General features: G+C 73.0%; 12 protein-coding genes. 9 read left to right on the plus strand and 3 right to left on the minus strand.

All coding sequences use genetic code 11. The features are described 5' to 3' along the window. Nucleotides 1-22: 22 nt before the first annotated feature. Together ACN26Y_RS19210 and ACN26Y_RS19215 are read right to left on the minus strand one after the other, a co-directional pair. Entirely contained in the window at nt 23-2290 is a 2268-nt protein-coding gene (locus ACN26Y_RS19210; RefSeq protein WP_422733184.1) for a hypothetical protein, read from the minus strand. A 149-nt stretch (nt 2291-2439) separates the two neighbouring features. Further along, entirely contained in the window at nt 2440-2928 is a 489-nt protein-coding gene (locus ACN26Y_RS19215) for an RrF2 family transcriptional regulator (RefSeq protein WP_422733185.1), read from the minus strand. 146 nt (nt 2929-3074) lie between these two features. On the opposite strand from ACN26Y_RS19215, the gene ACN26Y_RS19220 reads away from it, so the two are divergent. From ACN26Y_RS19220 to ACN26Y_RS19235, 4 genes are all read left to right on the plus strand, one after another. After that, on the plus strand, nt 3075-3809 hold the full coding sequence (locus ACN26Y_RS19220) for an SDR family oxidoreductase (RefSeq protein WP_155331613.1): 735 nt from the start codon (nt 3075-3077) through the stop codon (nt 3807-3809). Nucleotides 3810-3919: 110 nt separating this feature from the next. After that, nucleotides 3920-4399, plus strand: coding sequence for a helix-turn-helix transcriptional regulator (locus tag ACN26Y_RS19225; protein ID WP_196255626.1), 480 nt, complete (start codon nt 3920-3922; stop codon nt 4397-4399). Nucleotides 4400-4404: 5 nt separating this feature from the next. Further along, nucleotides 4405-4815 carry a VOC family protein gene (locus ACN26Y_RS19230; protein WP_155331615.1) on the plus strand — a complete coding sequence of 137 codons (411 nt, stop codon included), beginning with the start codon at nt 4405-4407 and terminating at the stop codon, nt 4813-4815. Nucleotides 4816-4924: 109 nt separating this feature from the next. Continuing rightward, a complete protein-coding gene (locus ACN26Y_RS19235) occupies nt 4925-7312 on the plus strand; it encodes an ATP-binding cassette domain-containing protein (RefSeq protein ID WP_155331616.1) in 2388 nt (795 codons plus the stop codon). An 18-nt stretch (nt 7313-7330) separates the two neighbouring features. Here the strand turns inward: ACN26Y_RS19235 and ACN26Y_RS19240 are convergent, their stop codons facing one another. Next, nucleotides 7331-8743, minus strand: coding sequence for an RNA-guided endonuclease InsQ/TnpB family protein (locus tag ACN26Y_RS19240; protein ID WP_422733186.1), 1413 nt, complete (start codon nt 8741-8743; stop codon nt 7331-7333). A 272-nt stretch (nt 8744-9015) separates the two neighbouring features. Here ACN26Y_RS19240 and ACN26Y_RS19245 point away from each other — a divergent pair, with 272 nt between their 5' ends. From ACN26Y_RS19245 to ACN26Y_RS19265, 5 genes are read left to right on the plus strand one after another with little or no spacing between them, the layout of a single operon-like run. Further along, complete coding sequence (locus tag ACN26Y_RS19245; RefSeq protein WP_422733187.1) at nt 9016-10599, plus strand: ABC transporter substrate-binding protein; 1584 nt, start codon at nt 9016-9018, stop codon at nt 10597-10599. Continuing rightward, complete coding sequence (locus ACN26Y_RS19250; protein ID WP_422733188.1) at nt 10566-11636, plus strand: ABC transporter permease; 1071 nt, start codon at nt 10566-10568, stop codon at nt 11634-11636. The genes ACN26Y_RS19245 and ACN26Y_RS19250 overlap by 34 nt, the downstream gene beginning before the upstream one ends. Further along, a complete protein-coding gene (locus ACN26Y_RS19255) occupies nt 11629-12498 on the plus strand; it encodes an ABC transporter permease (RefSeq protein WP_155331619.1) in 870 nt (289 codons plus the stop codon). The genes ACN26Y_RS19250 and ACN26Y_RS19255 overlap by 8 nt, the downstream gene beginning before the upstream one ends. After that, nucleotides 12495-13493: an ABC transporter ATP-binding protein gene (locus ACN26Y_RS19260; protein WP_366599595.1), complete on the plus strand. Its 999-nt coding sequence runs from the start codon at nt 12495-12497 to the stop codon at nt 13491-13493. The genes ACN26Y_RS19255 and ACN26Y_RS19260 overlap by 4 nt, the downstream gene beginning before the upstream one ends. Beyond that, entirely contained in the window at nt 13490-14161 is a 672-nt protein-coding gene (locus tag ACN26Y_RS19265; protein ID WP_155331621.1) for an ABC transporter ATP-binding protein, read from the plus strand. The genes ACN26Y_RS19260 and ACN26Y_RS19265 overlap by 4 nt, the downstream gene beginning before the upstream one ends. Nucleotides 14162-14212: the final 51 nt, after the last annotated feature.

Below are 14212 nucleotides of genomic sequence, written 5' to 3' on the forward strand. Positions count from 1 at the left end.
GGTCACCTCGTCGCGTCGGAACTCATGGTCCGGCCCGGTCGGCCGGATCCGGCCCGGGATCCGTCGGCTCGCGGAGACGCTCGGCCAGCTCCCTGGTCGCCTCGGTGAAGGGCTCGTCCTCGTAGGGCCAGTGTCCCTTGATCGGTGGGGGGACGCTGTCGCCGGGTGGGGCCACCAGGTCGCTGGGGTCCCGCAGGCGGCGGTCCACCGTCGCGCTCGGACCGGTCACGGTGACCGGCTCGTCCGGCCGGTGGGGCGAGAAGATCCAGCCGCCGATGCCGTCGGTGTCGCGCCACAGGTTCAGCCATCGCCAGCCGACCCGATCACCCACCTCCTGCATCATGTCGTCGTCGATGTAGGCCGGGAAGAGGCGAGCGTAGAACCGGCGCAGTGGTGAGCAGTAGGTGAGCAGGGCGACCCGGCCGCTGACCTGGGGCGGCAGTTGGAGGATCGTGGCGGCGACCAGTACCGAGCCGTGGCTGTACCCGGCGATCAGGACCGCGTTGCCGCTTCCGACCAGGTAGGTGATGCGTCGTGCCAGCTCCGGCACGGCCCGTTCGGCGTAGCAGGGCGGCGCGAAGGGATGGGCGGCGCGGGGCCAGAAGGTGGCCAGGTCCCAGAGGACGCCGACGTAGCGCCGGAACGCGGCGGTCCGGTAGGCGAAGATTCCGCCGACGACCAGGCCGAGCATGGTCGCCGCGATCGTGTAGCCGCCCAACCGGATGGCGAAGTCGACCAGGCCGGCGGGCACCTGGACGTTCCGCTCGAGGGCGTCGCCGGGATACAGCGCCAGCAGGTCGATCGCGGTGGTTGCCGCGCCGAGCCCGATGAGGCCGGCGTAGAGCACGGCGAGCGGGAACAGCCGTTCGGTGAAGCGGGCCCGGACGATCGCCTGCTGCACCTGCCGCAGCCGGGGCATGGCCTCCGCGGGGGCGTCCGGGAAGTCGCGCGCGACGATCGCGGCCGCCGTGCGCGAGCGGCCGGGCCGGGAGATCAGGGTCACCAGGCCGGCGACGACCAGCGTGATCAGCGCCGCCCGGAAGAACCCGTAGATCGCCCAGGTGTACGCCCGGGGCGCGCGGGGGACCATGCCTTCGGCGGTTGCCGCGCTGCGGTCCAGGAAGTCGGCCGCCACGTGGACGATCTCGGCGGAGAACGCGACCGCGATACCGGTGGCGGTGGCCGCGGCCGCCAGCGTGCCGAGCCCGATGAGCGGCTGGCGACCCGGCTGCCGGCCCCGGCTGAACAGCAGCACGGCCGCCAGGGCGGCCAGCAGCCCGAAGTGAGCGACGAACAGGCAGGTGAGGGTCGACCCGTAGCCGGGCAGGCCACCCCCTTCGTGCCAGCGCGTCGGCGCGGCGAGAAGGTGGGCGGGGACCACGATCGTGAGACCGATGGCGATCATCCGCAGCACGCGGGCGGCCCGGTCGAGCTGCCGGTTCGCGGGTGCCTGATCGATCAGCGGGGGAGTGCAGAGCAGGACGACACAGGTCGCCAGGACGGCTGCCGTTGCCACCGCCAACACGACGGTGGCGGCCGAGGCGCCCTGTGCCGCCCGCGCCGCGAGCAGGCTGACGTCCAGGGTGGCGAACGCGGCAGCGATGTGGATGGAGCGCAACCGTCCCACCAGCGGCTCGGCCTCCCACTGGCCGACTGTGCTGAGCGGGTGCCGGGACGCCGTGCCTTCCGGCGGACGGAACGCGGTGAACGCCCGTCCCGGGCGGGTGCTGCCCCACCAGATCAGACCGATGGCGGCGGCCGGGACCAGCGAGAGCACCGCCAACCGCAACCCGGCCGGTCGCTCACCCAGCCAGGACAACCAGTTGCGGCCGGACAGGCAGGCCGGGGACGACATGCACTGCCAGGCGACCAGATCCAGCGCGATGCCGGCGGCGGCCAGCACGAAGAGCACGGTCAGGGAGAGGCCCAGCACCCGGCACAGGGACCTGACCACGGCGTCGGAGGGCGGGTCTCCCGGTCGCATCCAGACCGCCACGTTGAGCAGCATGAACGGCAGCAGGAACAGCAGCGACAGGGTCCGGACCGCGGTGCCGGAGGGCAGGTCACTCCACCGGTACGCCTCGACGGTCGTCAGCCCGCTCGGGCCGGTGACCTCCGCGCAGGGGGGTCGGGGCCGGAAGAAGCCCGCGCTGCGATCCCCCGCGACCTGGTGCACGAGCGGGCGGGCCAGCACCTGGGCGGCGCTCGGGGCGGAGACCCCGTGCACCCGCAGCTCGACCACGTCATCCGGCCGCGCCGGCCCGCGCGGTCCCGCTGGCCCGTCTGACATCGACCCTCCGAGAACATCTCGGCAGTCCCAAACGCGGACGGGGTCCGAGGATGGTCCCCGGACCGCCCGCGTGGCAGACGCGTCTACCCGGCCCGACCGGCACTAACCCTGGGCAGACCCGGTGCCGGTCGTCGCGACGTCCGAGCCGGTCAGGCGGTCTTCCTGCTGCCCGTGAGCCAGGCCTGTATGCCGGGCATGACCTCGGGGCCGTAGTCGGCGGTGACGTCGCGAGCGAGATCGGCGATCGTGACCGTCGCGAGCGCCTGCCGCCAGGCCTCCTCCGCCGCTCCCATCGCCCGCGCGATCGGGCAGGGCGCCGTGCAGGCGGCGGCCGGGGCCGCCAACGGGCCGCGCTGACGGATCTCCGTGCAGACGAAGGCGGGCGCCGGGCCGTCGACGGCCTGGACCACGTCGAGCACCGTGATGCTCTCCGCGGCCCGGGTCAGCACGTAGCCGCCGGACTTCCCCTGCGCCGAGTGGATGAGGCCGGCGCGGGACAGGGCCTGCAACTGCTTGGCCAGGTAGCTGCCGGACACGTCGTGCAGCTGCGCGAGCGTGGCGGCGGGCACCGGTTCCTTGCTGGCGGTGAGGACGACGCAGCAGTGCAGTGCCCACTCGACACCGCCGGACATCCTCATCGCCCCACCTTAGCCACCCGAATACTCGGCCATCCTGTGTCCGAGTATGGTATCCGGACAGGACGGGTCCGAGTTTAGGCGCGGGAGAATTCCAGCCGACCGGGGCAAACCGGTTAAATGGGAAGAACCCTGGGAAGGTGTACGACATGAAGATCGCTGTCATGGGTGGGACCGGGCTGATCGGCTCACAGGTGGTCAAAATCGCTCAGGCGGCCGGACACGAGGCGGTGCCCCACTCGCCGTCCACGGGGGTCGACCTGCTCACCGGAGCGGGCGTGCCGGAGGCGCTGCGGGGCGCCGAGGTCCTCGTCAACCTGACGAACTCGCCGACCTTCGACGAGGCGTCGGCCGGGTTCTTCCAGACGACGATGGACAACCTGCTGGCGGCCGCCCGGCAGGAGGGCGTCGGTCACACGGTCGTCCTCTCCATCGTCGGCGTCGACCAGGTCCCCGACCTCGCCTACTACCGCGCCAAGGTCCTCCAGGAGGAGATTCTCAAGTCGAGCCGGCTGCCGTACTCGATCGTCCGGGCCACCCAATTCTTCGAGTTCGTCGACGCGGTGCTCTCCTGGACCGCCGACGACGACACCGTCCGCCTGCCCGCCACCCCGGTCCAGCCCATGGCCGCGGCCGACGTGGCACAGGCCGTCGCGGATGTCAGCCTGGGCGCCCCACTTCAGGGCACCCGGAACGTCGGCGGCCCCGAGGTCTTCACCCTCGACGAGCTGGGCAGGATCACGCTGGCCGCGCGCGGTGACCAGCGGACCGTCACGACCGACGACAGCGCCGGCATGTTCGCCGCCGTACCGGGTGACGTGCTCATCGCGAAGGAAGGCGCTGTCGTGGCGCCCACCACGTACCGGGAGTGGCTCGGACGCTGACCCCGGCCGCGGGCGAGGCGCCACGGCGCCGGCCGGTCCGCGCGACGTGGTCACGTCGTGCGGACCGGCCGCGGGACGGTACGGGGACACCGGCGCCGGCTACCTGGGCAATGTCCGCGCGACGTGGCACGATCGTGCGCGTGACCGGCCGATCCGCCACCCCGCAGCGCCTGCGCGACCTGGCGCTGCTGCGTCGCGTCCGGGACCGGATCGACCGGGAGTACGCGCAGCCGCTGGACGTCGAGGCGCTGGCCCGCGGCGTGAACATGTCGGCCGGGCACCTCAGCCGCCAGTTCCGGCTGGCCTACGGGGAGTCGCCGTACGCGTACCTGATGACGCGGCGCATCGAGCGCGCGATGGCGCTGCTGCGTCGCGGTGACCTCAGCGTCACGGAGGTCTGTTTCACGGTCGGCTGCTCGTCGCTGGGCACCTTCAGCACCCGCTTCACCGAGCTGGTCGGTGTGCCGCCCAGCGTCTACCGGGAGCAGGCGGCGCGCGCGACGGCGGGGATGCCGCCGTGCGTGGCGAAGCAGGTGACCAGACCGGTCAGGAATCGAGAAGCCCCGGCCGACGAGCCGCAACTAGCGTGACCGCCATGAACCTCACCATCCACGCCAGCTTCCTTCCGCACACCGACCCGGACGCCTCCCTGGCCTTCTACCGCGACACCCTCGGCTTCGAGGTCCGCGGCGACGTCGGACACCAGGGGATGCGCTGGATCACGGTCGGCCCGGCCGGCCAGCCCGACACGTCCGTCGTCCTGCACCCGCCGACCGCCACCCCCGGTCTCACCGACGACGAGCGCCGCACCATCCTCGAGTTGATGGCCAAGGGCAGCTACTTCGGCGTCAACCTGGCCACCGCCGACGTCGACGGCACCTTCGCGAAGCTGGCGGCCAGCGGCGCCGAGGTGGTCCAGGAGCCGACCGATCAGCCGTACGGCGTCCGCGACTGCGCGTTCCGCGACCCGGCGGGCAACATGATCCGCATCCAGGAGCTGGGCTGAGCCGTCCGGTGATCCGCACGGACGGCGCCCTGGGGCACGGCCGCGACGTCGGCGGCGGTGCCCTGGTCGCCGTCCGCGACGGCGGCCCCGCGTCACAGATGGAGACACGATGAGCAAGGCCACGAGGACGCAGCCGCCGACGACGCACGCCGCGGACAGCCACGACCTGATCCGCGTGCTCGGCGCGCGGGTGAACAACCTCAAGGACGTCAGCGTCGAGATCCCGAAGCGCCGGCTCACGGTGTTCACGGGCGTGTCCGGCTCCGGCAAGAGTTCGCTGGTGTTCGGCACGATCGCCGCGGAGTCGCAGCGGATGATCAATGAGACCTACAGCGCGTTCGTGCAGGGCTTCATGCCGACGCTGACCCGGCCCGAGGTCGACGTGCTGGAAGGGCTGACCACCGCGATCATCGTCGACCAGGAGCGGATGGGTGCCAACCCCCGCTCCACCGTCGGCACCGCCACCGACGCCAACGCGATGCTCCGCATCCTGTTCAGCCGGCTCGGACAGCCACACATCGGCGGGCCCAACGCCTACTCGTTCAACGTCCCCTCGGTCCGGGCCAGTGGTGGGGTCACCGTGGAGCGCGGCCCCGGCAGGACCAGGACCGAGAAGGTCACCTTCAACCGTCTCGGCGGCATGTGTCCGCGCTGCGAGGGCACCGGATCGGTCACCGACTTCGACCTGACCGCGCTGTACGACGACAGCAAGTCGCTGAACGAGGGCGCGCTCACCATCCCCGGCTACAGCATGGACGGCTGGTACGGCCGCATCTTCCGCGGGTCCGGCTACTTCGACCCCGACAAGCCGATCCGCAGGTACACCAAGAGGGAACTGCACGACCTGCTCCACAAGGAGCCGACCAAGATCAAGGTCGACGGGATCAACCTGACGTACACGGGGCTCATCCCGACGATCCAGAAGTCGTTCCTGTCCAAGGACGTCGAGGCGATGCAGCCGCACATCCGCGCCTTCGTCGAGCGGGCGGTGACGTTCACGACCTGCCCCGAGTGCGACGGGACCCGGCTCAGCGCGGAGGCGCGTTCGTCGAGGATCGACGGGCGGAACATCGCCGACGTCTGCGCGCTGCAGATCAGCGACCTGGCCGACTGGGCCCGTGGCCTCGACGAGCCGTCGGTGGCGCCGTTGCTCACCAGGCTGGTGCGGACCCTCGACTCGTTCGTGGAGATCGGGCTGGGCTACCTCTCGCTCGACCGGCCGTCGGGCACGCTGTCGGGCGGCGAGGCGCAGCGCGTCAAGATGATCCGCCACCTCGGCTCCTCGCTCACCGACGTCACCTACGTCTTCGACGAGCCCACCGTCGGGCTGCACCCGCACGACATCCGGCGGATGAACGACCTGCTGCTGCGGCTGCGGGACAAGGGCAACACGGTGCTGGTCGTGGAGCACAAGCCGGAGGCGATCGAGATCGCCGACCACGTCGTCGACCTGGGCCCCGGCGCCGGAACCGCGGGCGGCACCGTCTGCTTCGAGGGCACCGTCGAGGGCCTGCGGGCCAGCGGCACCGTCACCGGCCGCCACTTCGACGACCGGGCCGCCCTGAAGGAGTCGGTCCGGAAGCCGAGCGGCACGCTGGAGATCCGCGGCGCCGCGACCCACAACCTCCGGGACGTCGACGTCGACATCCCGCTCGGGGTGCTGTGCGTCGTCACCGGCGTCGCCGGCTCCGGCAAGAGCTCACTGATCCACGGATCGATCCCCGCCTCCGCCGGGGTCGTGTCGGTCGACCAGACGCCCATCCGCGGCTCGCGGCGGAGCAACCCGGCGACGTACACCGGACTCCTCGACCCGATCCGTAAGGCGTTCGCCAAGGCCAACGGCGTGAAGCCGGCGCTGTTCAGCGCCAACTCCGAGGGTGCCTGCCCCACCTGCAACGGCGCGGGCGTCATCTACACCGACCTGGGGGTGATGGCCGGGGTCACGACCGTCTGCGAGGACTGCGGCGGCAAGCGGTTCCAGGCGGAGGTGCTCACCTATCTGTTCGGCGGCAAGGACATCAGCGAGGTGCTCGCGATGTCGGTGACCGAGGCGACCGAGTTCTTCGGGTCCGGCGCGGCGAAGACCCCGGCGGCCCACGCGGTCCTGTCCCGGATGGCCGACGTCGGGCTCGGCTACCTCAGCCTCGGCCAGCCGCTCACCACGCTGTCCGGCGGCGAGCGGCAGCGGCTCAAGCTGGCCACCCACATGGCCGACAGGGGCGGCGTCTACGTCCTCGACGAGCCGACCAGCGGCCTCCACCTCGCCGACGTCGAGCAGTTGCTCGGTCTGCTCGACCGGCTCGTCGACTCGGGCAAGTCGGTGATCGTCATCGAGCACCACCAGGCGGTCATGGCGCACGCCGACTGGATCATCGACCTCGGCCCGGGCGCCGGCCACGACGGCGGCCGGATCGTCTTCGAGGGCACCCCCGCCGATCTGGTCGCGGCCCGCTCCACCCTCACCGGCGAGCATCTCGCGGCCTACGTCGGCGCCTAGTGCGGTGTCCACTAACGTTCACCGGGTAATCCGGTGGATGCTGTGGATCCTCGCCGGGTGGGCGAGCGACTCCCCACCGGGTGGTGGGGCGGGCCTCCGCGGGCCAACTGATCCTCGCGCCGCCATCGTTGGGCGGCGGGGGTCACGTCGGGACCGGCCGGCGCCGGGGAGGTGCCGGCCGGCTCGACGGTGCGTGACCACCTCCGGCAGCACGGGTGCTGCCGTGGTGGTGGGTCCGCCGCCCGGGGTGCGGGCGGCGATGGTGGCGGCCGCGACGAGGTCGCGGTGCCCGGAGTAGGTGCAGTGCGGGCAGGACAACGTCCGTCCACGTGGTTTGGGTACCCGTCTGCCGCAGGTGGGGCAGGTGGAGGAGGTGCCTCGCTCGTCGACCAGCCGGACGGTGATCCCGGCCAGGGTGGCCTTGTCGGTCAGGATCTGCAGGAGCCGGCCGATCTGCCATTGGCGCAGCCGCAGGTTGTGCCGCCGCCCGGCCGGGATGTCGAGCACACCGCGGGGGTCGCCGACGTGCAGCACCCCGGCCCGCCGTTGCTGCGCCCAGCCGATGACCGTTGCCGCGGCTTCGTGCTGGGCCTGGCGGACCCGCCGCCGATGCCGCCCCTGCACCGCCCGGGCCCGGCGGCGGTACTGTCGCCACCGCCGTGACCCCTTCTCACCCGGTTTCGGGGCCCGCCGCGTGACGGCGCGGCGGCGGGCCTTGGTGTCGGCCAGGTGCATGCGGTGCTCGGCGCGGATCACCCGCCCGGACACCAGCAGCCCTTCGCCGTCGCAGCCGGCGACCGCGAACGGGTGGATGATCCCCAGATCCACGCCGGCCACCCGGTGTGGGTCCGGTTCCTCACCGGGCGGGTAGGTGGCGATCGGGACTTCGGCGGTGACGTCGAGGAACAGGCGACCACCGTCGCACAGCAGGGTGATCGAACGGACCTGCTCGACCGGATACGGCAGGTTTCGCGCCAGCCGAACCCGCAACGGCGGCATGCGCTTGGCAGCCGGGATACGCACCCGACGCCCCTCGATCGTGAAGGTGCCGTGATACCAGCGCACCGGCACCAACCGACGCCGCCGACGCGGAAACCGGGCCGACACCTCACCCGCCGCGCGACGTTTCGCCGCCGCGAACCACGCATCCGAGAACCGCCGCAACACCGACCGGGCACCGGTCGTGTCCAACTCGCCAAACGTGCCCGGCCCGGCCGCCGCCAACTCCCGACACAACTCCTGATAGCCGGCCAGCGGCGCATCGCGGCGGCGGCGCCTCCACGAGTTGATCTCCAGCACGCACGCCCACACGTCACCAGCCGAACGCAACAACCCAAAACACCGCCGCCGCTGCCCCGACGTCAACCTCAACGCGACACGCGCAGTGCGATGCACAACCCGCGGCGCGCCCGGATCACGACGACGTGGCATGAGGCCGAGCCAACACCACCCGTACGACAAATCCCCACAGCCACCAACCCGGCAAACGTAAGTGGACACCGCACTAGCTGCCTCCCCGGGCACCTGCCCGTACCACGCGTTCCGCTGGCGGATCGTCGCGTCTCAGTTCGCGGCGACCGGCGACCCGATGATCGCGACTCCCGAGGCTATTGCGAAGATATGGCAACTGCGTAACGCTGGCATCAGCGGGCCGCACCGCACCGCACCGCACAACCTCGGGAGCACGTCAAATGGGTAAGCGCATGTCCGCGCGTGTGACGGCGGCGGCCGTCGCCGCCGTCCTCGCCGTCGCCGGTTGTTCGTCGTCGGCGACGCCCTCCGGTGGGTCCGACGGCGCCGGCACCGTCGTGGTGGCGACGGCGGGGGAGCCGGACACGCTGAACCCGGTGCTGAACTACGGCGTGGACGGTGGCTCGCTGATCTTCGACGGTCTGGTCGCCCGGGACGCCCGCAACCAGATCGTTCCGGCCCTGGCCCGCGAGCTGCCGGCCGTGTCGGCGGACGGCAGGACGGTCACCGCCAAGCTGCGTGAGGGGGTGCTGTTCCACGACGGCAGCCCGCTCACCGCGCAGGACGTCGTGTTCACCTACCAGGCGGTGCTGGACCCGAAGGTCGACTCGACGCTGCGCTCGGATCTGGACATGCTCGCCTCCGTCGTCGCGCCGGACCCGTCCACCGTGGTCTTCACGCTGAAGTACGCGTACGCGCCGTTCCTCCAGCGCCTGGCGCTGGGCATCGTCCCCGCGAAGGCGTTCGCCGGCCAGGACGTCAACAAGGCGGAGTTCAACCGGAAGCCGGTGGGCACCGGCCCGTACCGGGTGACGTCGTGGACGCCGGGGGACCGGCTCGTGCTGGCGGCCAACGAAACCTACTGGGGCGGCCGGCCCGCCAACTCCGGTGTGGTGGTGGCGTTCGTCGCCGACGACAACGTCCGCGCCCAGCGGATGCGGGCCGGCGAGTTCGACGCGGCCGAGCTGGCGCCCAAGCTGGCCGCCGGGTTCGACGGGCAGGGCGGCTACCGGGTGCAGCGGGTACCCACCGCCGACTACCGCGGGGTGATGCTGCCGATGGGCAACCCGGTGACCGGTGATCCCGCCGTGCGGCGGGCGCTGACCGCGGCGGTGGACCGGCGGGCGATGGTGACCGGTGTGCTCGGCGGGGCCGGGGAACCGGCGTTCGGGCCGGTGCCACCGTCGTCGGAGTTCGCCGAGCCGTCCGTCGTCGGCGCGGCCACGGCCGACCCGGCCGCCGCGACCGCCATCCTGGACGCCGCCGGGTGGAAGCCCGGTCCGGACGGCATCCGGGTCAAGGCCGGCCGGCCGGCCGCGTTCACGCTGATGTACCCGGCCAGCGACAGCCTGCGCAAGGAACTCGCCCTCGCGGTCACCGCCGACGCGAAGAAGGTCGGCGTCAAGGTCACGCCGGAGGGGCTGACCTGGGACGCGATCACCCCCCGGATGAAGACCGACGCGCTGATGATGGGCTACGGCACCCCGTACGACCCGGACTTCGTCTCCTACAAGCTGTTCAGCTCCGCCTTCGCCGGGCAGGGCTTCTTCAACCCCGGCTCGTACCGGTCGGCCGTGGTGGACAACGCGTTGCAGGACGGCCGCGACAGCACCGATCCGGCGGCCCGCAAGGCCGCGTACGCGACCTTCCAGAAGCAGCTCGCCGCCGACGTGCCGTGGGTCTTCCTCACCTACCTGCAGCACACCTACGTCGTGAAGGACACGGTGGCGGGTGTGACGCCGCGGGTGGAGCCGCACGAGCACGACGTGGCCAACAGCCTCTGGTGGAACGTCCACACCTGGACGACGAAGCCGTGACCACCACCACGTCACCGGTCGACACGGCACCCCCGGCGCGGGTCCGGGACGGGCGGCGGCGGTGGGCCGGCGCCGGCGCGGTGATCCGCCGCCGGACCCTGGTCGCCGTACCCGTGCTGGCCGCGACCAGCATGGGGATGTTCGCCCTCGGCGCCGCCTCCCCGATCGACCCCGCCCAGCAGTACGCCGGCGCCGCCGCTTTCACCACCAGCGAGGAGAACCTCGCCCAGATCCGCGCCAACTGGGGCGTCGACGACCCGCTGCCGGTGCAGTACGCCCGCTGGGTCGGCAACCTGCTCCACGGCGACCTGGGCTGGTCGACCAGCCGGCACGAGCCGGTCACCTCGGTCCTCGCCGCCCGCGCCGGCTGGACGTTGCTGCTCGTCGGCACCGCGCTCGCCCTGGTGCTGGTGGCGAGCGTGCTGCTGGGCACCCTCGCCGCGTACCGGCGCGGCGGCTGGTTCGACCGCGCGCTGCGCGCCACCGCGTACGCCGTCCAGTCGATGCCGGTGTTCTGGATCGGGCTCGCGGCGATCGCCGTGTTCGCCCTCGCCCTCGGCTGGCTTCCCGCCGGCGGGCTCACCGACATCCGGAGCACCGGCACGGATCCCGCGGACGTGGCGCGGCACCTGATCCTGCCCGTGACCGTGCTGGCGGTCTCCCAGGCGCCGTGGTTCGTGCTGTTCATCCGCGACGCCGTCGCGGAGAGCCTCCGCGACGACCACGTCCTCGCCGCGCGCGCCCGCGGCCTGCCCGGCCGCACCGTCCTGTTCGGCCACGCGCTGCGCACCGCGCTGCTGCCGTTCCTCACCCTGGTCGGCACCCACCTGCCCGAGCTGGTCGGTGGCGCCGTGCTGGTGGAGACCGTGTTCTCCCTGCCCGGCGTCGGGGCGGTCACCGTGCAGGCCGCGCTCGGCGCCGACTTCCCGCTGCTGGCCGCCACCACACTCGCCACCACCGTCGTGGTGCTGGCCGCGAACCTCGCCACCGACCTCGCCTACACCGCCGCCGATCCCCGGGTACGCCTCGATGACTGACCTCGCCCTGCCCGCTCGCGCCCGACGGTGGCGGCGGCGCTCCGGTGGCACCGGGGCCACGGTCGCGGCCGGCGTGCTCGCCGTGGCGTTCGCCGCCTGCCTGCTCGCCCCCGTCCTCTGGCCGCTGGACCAGAGCGCCGTGGACCTGTCCCGCGTCCGGCTCGCCCCCTCCTGGCAGCACCCGGCCGGCACCGACGACCTGGGCCGCGACGTCGCCCACCGCAGCCTCTACGGCCTGCGCGTCTCCCTGCTCGTCGGCGCGGTCGCCGCGCTGGTGGCCACCGTCATCGGCGGCCTCGTCGGCGCGGTCGCCGGCACCGTCGGCGGTACGGTGGACCGGGTGCTGATGCGCGTCGTCGACACGATCGCCGCGCTGCCGCACCTTCTGCTGGGCATCTTCGTCGTCGCGATGCTGCGACCCAGCCTCGGGGCGGTGATCCTGTCCATCGGGCTGACCCACTGGCTGTCGACCGCCCGCATCGTCCGCTCCGAGCTGCTCAGCCTGCGCACCCGGCCCTTCGTCGACGCGGCGATCTCCGGCGGTGCCGGCCGGGCCCGCGTCCTCACCCGCCACCTGCTCCCGCACGTGCTGCCCCGGCTCGCGTTGGCGACCACCCTGATGGTCCCGCACGCGGTCTGGCACGAGACCGCCCTGTCCTTCCTCGGTCTCGGCCTGCCCCCGCACCTCGCCTCCATCGGCAACATGATCAACGACGGGCAGCGGTCCCTGCTCACCGGCGCCTGGTGGGCCAGCATCGTCCCCGGCCTCGCCCTCGTCGCGGTCACCCTCGCCCTGGCCACCCTGACCGGCCGGTGGCGTGACCGCCTCGACCCCCGCGTACGAGCGGAGCTGAACCTGTGACCACCACCGCGCCCCTCGCCACGACCGGGACCGGCACCGGCCGCCGCCCGCCACTTCTGGAGATCGACGGACTGACCGTCCGGTTCCGTCTCCCCGACGCCACCGTCCACGCCGTCACCGACCTGCACCTCACCCTTCAACCCGGCGAGCTCCTCGCCGTGGTCGGGGAGTCCGGGTGCGGCAAGTCCGTGCTCGCTCACGCGCTGCTGGGCCTGCTGCCCGGCAACGCCACCGTCACCGGCCACGCGCGCCTGCGCCCGCACACCGGAGACCCCGTCGACCTGACCGGCTGCGGTGAACGGCACCTCGCCCGTACAGTGCGCGGACGCGTCGTCGGTCTCGTACCGCAGAGCCCCGCCACCGCGCTCACCCCGGTCCGCACCGGACGGCGGCTGCTGGAGGAGACGCTGCGCGCGCACGGTCACACCCGCCGCGACGCGCCCGCCGCCGCCGACCGGCTCGCCGCCGACGTCGGCCTGGACCCCGCCGACCTGCACCGCTACCCCCACGAACTGTCCGGCGGCATGGCCCAGCGCCTGGCCACCGCTCTCGCCCTCGCCCCCGACCCGGCGCTCCTGCTCGCCGACGAACCGACCACCGGCCTCGACCGTCCCCTGGCCGACCACACCCTGGAACTCCTGCGCCGCCGCTGCGACACCGGCGGCACCGTCCTGCTCATCACCCACGACCTCGCCGCCGCCCGCCGTGTCGCCGACACCGTCGCCGTCATGTACGCCAGCCGCATCGTCGAACACCGCCCCACCGGCGCCCTGTTCGACGCCCCGGCCCACCCCTACACCGCCGGGCTCCTCGACGCCCTGCCCGACCGCGCCTTCCGACCCGTCCCCGGCCACCCGCCGATGCTCACCGCCCTGCCCGACGGCTGCGCCTTCGCCCCCCGGTGCGACCGCGCCACCGACACCTGCCGCTCCCTGCCCGGCCTGCGCGCGGACGGCTCCGGCCGGGTCGCCTGTCACCACCCGGTGACGGCATGACCGCCGCCGCGCTCGCCGCCCGGGCGGTCACCGTCTCGTACCGCCGGCAACGCGTCCTCGACCGCGTCGACCTGCACGTCGCCCGCGGCGAGACGGTCGGGCTGCGCGGGCCGTCCGGCAGCGGCAAGTCCACCCTCGCCCGCGTCCTCGCCCTGCTGCACGCGCCCGACGCCGGGCACGTCACCCTCGACGGCGTGCCCCTGGCGGGAGCCCGGCACCGGCTGCCGGCCGCGATCCGTACCCGGGTCGCGATCCTCTTCCAGAGCCCGCGCGCCGCCACCGACCCGCGGCTCAGCCTCGCCGACATCGTCGCCGAGCCGCTATGCGCCACCGGCACCCCGACGAGCGAGGCACGGGCCCGGGTGGCGGAGCTGGCCGACCTCGTCGGCCTCACCCCGGACCTGCTCACCCGCCGCCCGCACGCGGTCAGCGACGGACAGCTGCAACGCGCCTGCCTGGCCCGGGCGCTCGTGCACCGGCCCGGTTACCTGCTCTGCGACGAGGCCACCGCCATGCTGGACGCCTCCACCCAGGCCCATCTCGCCACCGTCGTCACCGACTACCAGCGGCGGCACCACGCCGGAGTCCTCCTCATCACCCACGATCCCGCGCTGATGACTCGCCTGGCGACCCGCGTCGTCGACCTTCCGCCCGCGGTCGGGCCATGACCGGGCCGCGTCCGGCCTGGTTCGTCGAGCCTCGCGTCCGGCTTCGGGGCG

The sequence above is a fragment of the Micromonospora sp. WMMD558 genome (genome assembly GCF_049315255.1).
Lineage (GTDB): Bacteria > Actinomycetota > Actinomycetes > Mycobacteriales > Micromonosporaceae > Micromonospora.

Bases quoted from the DNA above. Each gene is read 5' to 3' on its own strand.
- ACN26Y_RS19210 (WP_422733184.1), bottom strand. From the start codon at position 2,290: ATGTCAGACGGGCCAGCGGGACCGCGCGGGCCGGCGCGGCCGGATGAC.
- ACN26Y_RS19215 (WP_422733185.1), bottom strand. From the start codon at position 2,928: ATGAGGATGTCCGGCGGTGTCGAGTGGGCACTGCACTGCTGCGTCGTC.
- ACN26Y_RS19255 (WP_155331619.1), top strand. From the start codon at position 11,629: ATGACTGACCTCGCCCTGCCCGCTCGCGCCCGACGGTGGCGGCGGCGC.
- ACN26Y_RS19230 (WP_155331615.1), top strand. From the start codon at position 4,405: ATGAACCTCACCATCCACGCCAGCTTCCTTCCGCACACCGACCCGGAC.
- ACN26Y_RS19245 (WP_422733187.1), top strand. From the start codon at position 9,016: ATGTCCGCGCGTGTGACGGCGGCGGCCGTCGCCGCCGTCCTCGCCGTC.
- ACN26Y_RS19220 (WP_155331613.1), top strand. From the start codon at position 3,075: ATGAAGATCGCTGTCATGGGTGGGACCGGGCTGATCGGCTCACAGGTG.
- ACN26Y_RS19235 (WP_155331616.1), top strand. From the start codon at position 4,925: ATGAGCAAGGCCACGAGGACGCAGCCGCCGACGACGCACGCCGCGGAC.
- ACN26Y_RS19225 (WP_196255626.1), top strand. From the start codon at position 3,920: ATGTCCGCGCGACGTGGCACGATCGTGCGCGTGACCGGCCGATCCGCC.
- ACN26Y_RS19265 (WP_155331621.1), top strand. From the start codon at position 13,490: ATGACCGCCGCCGCGCTCGCCGCCCGGGCGGTCACCGTCTCGTACCGC.
- ACN26Y_RS19240 (WP_422733186.1), bottom strand. From the start codon at position 8,743: ATGCCACGTCGTCGTGATCCGGGCGCGCCGCGGGTTGTGCATCGCACT.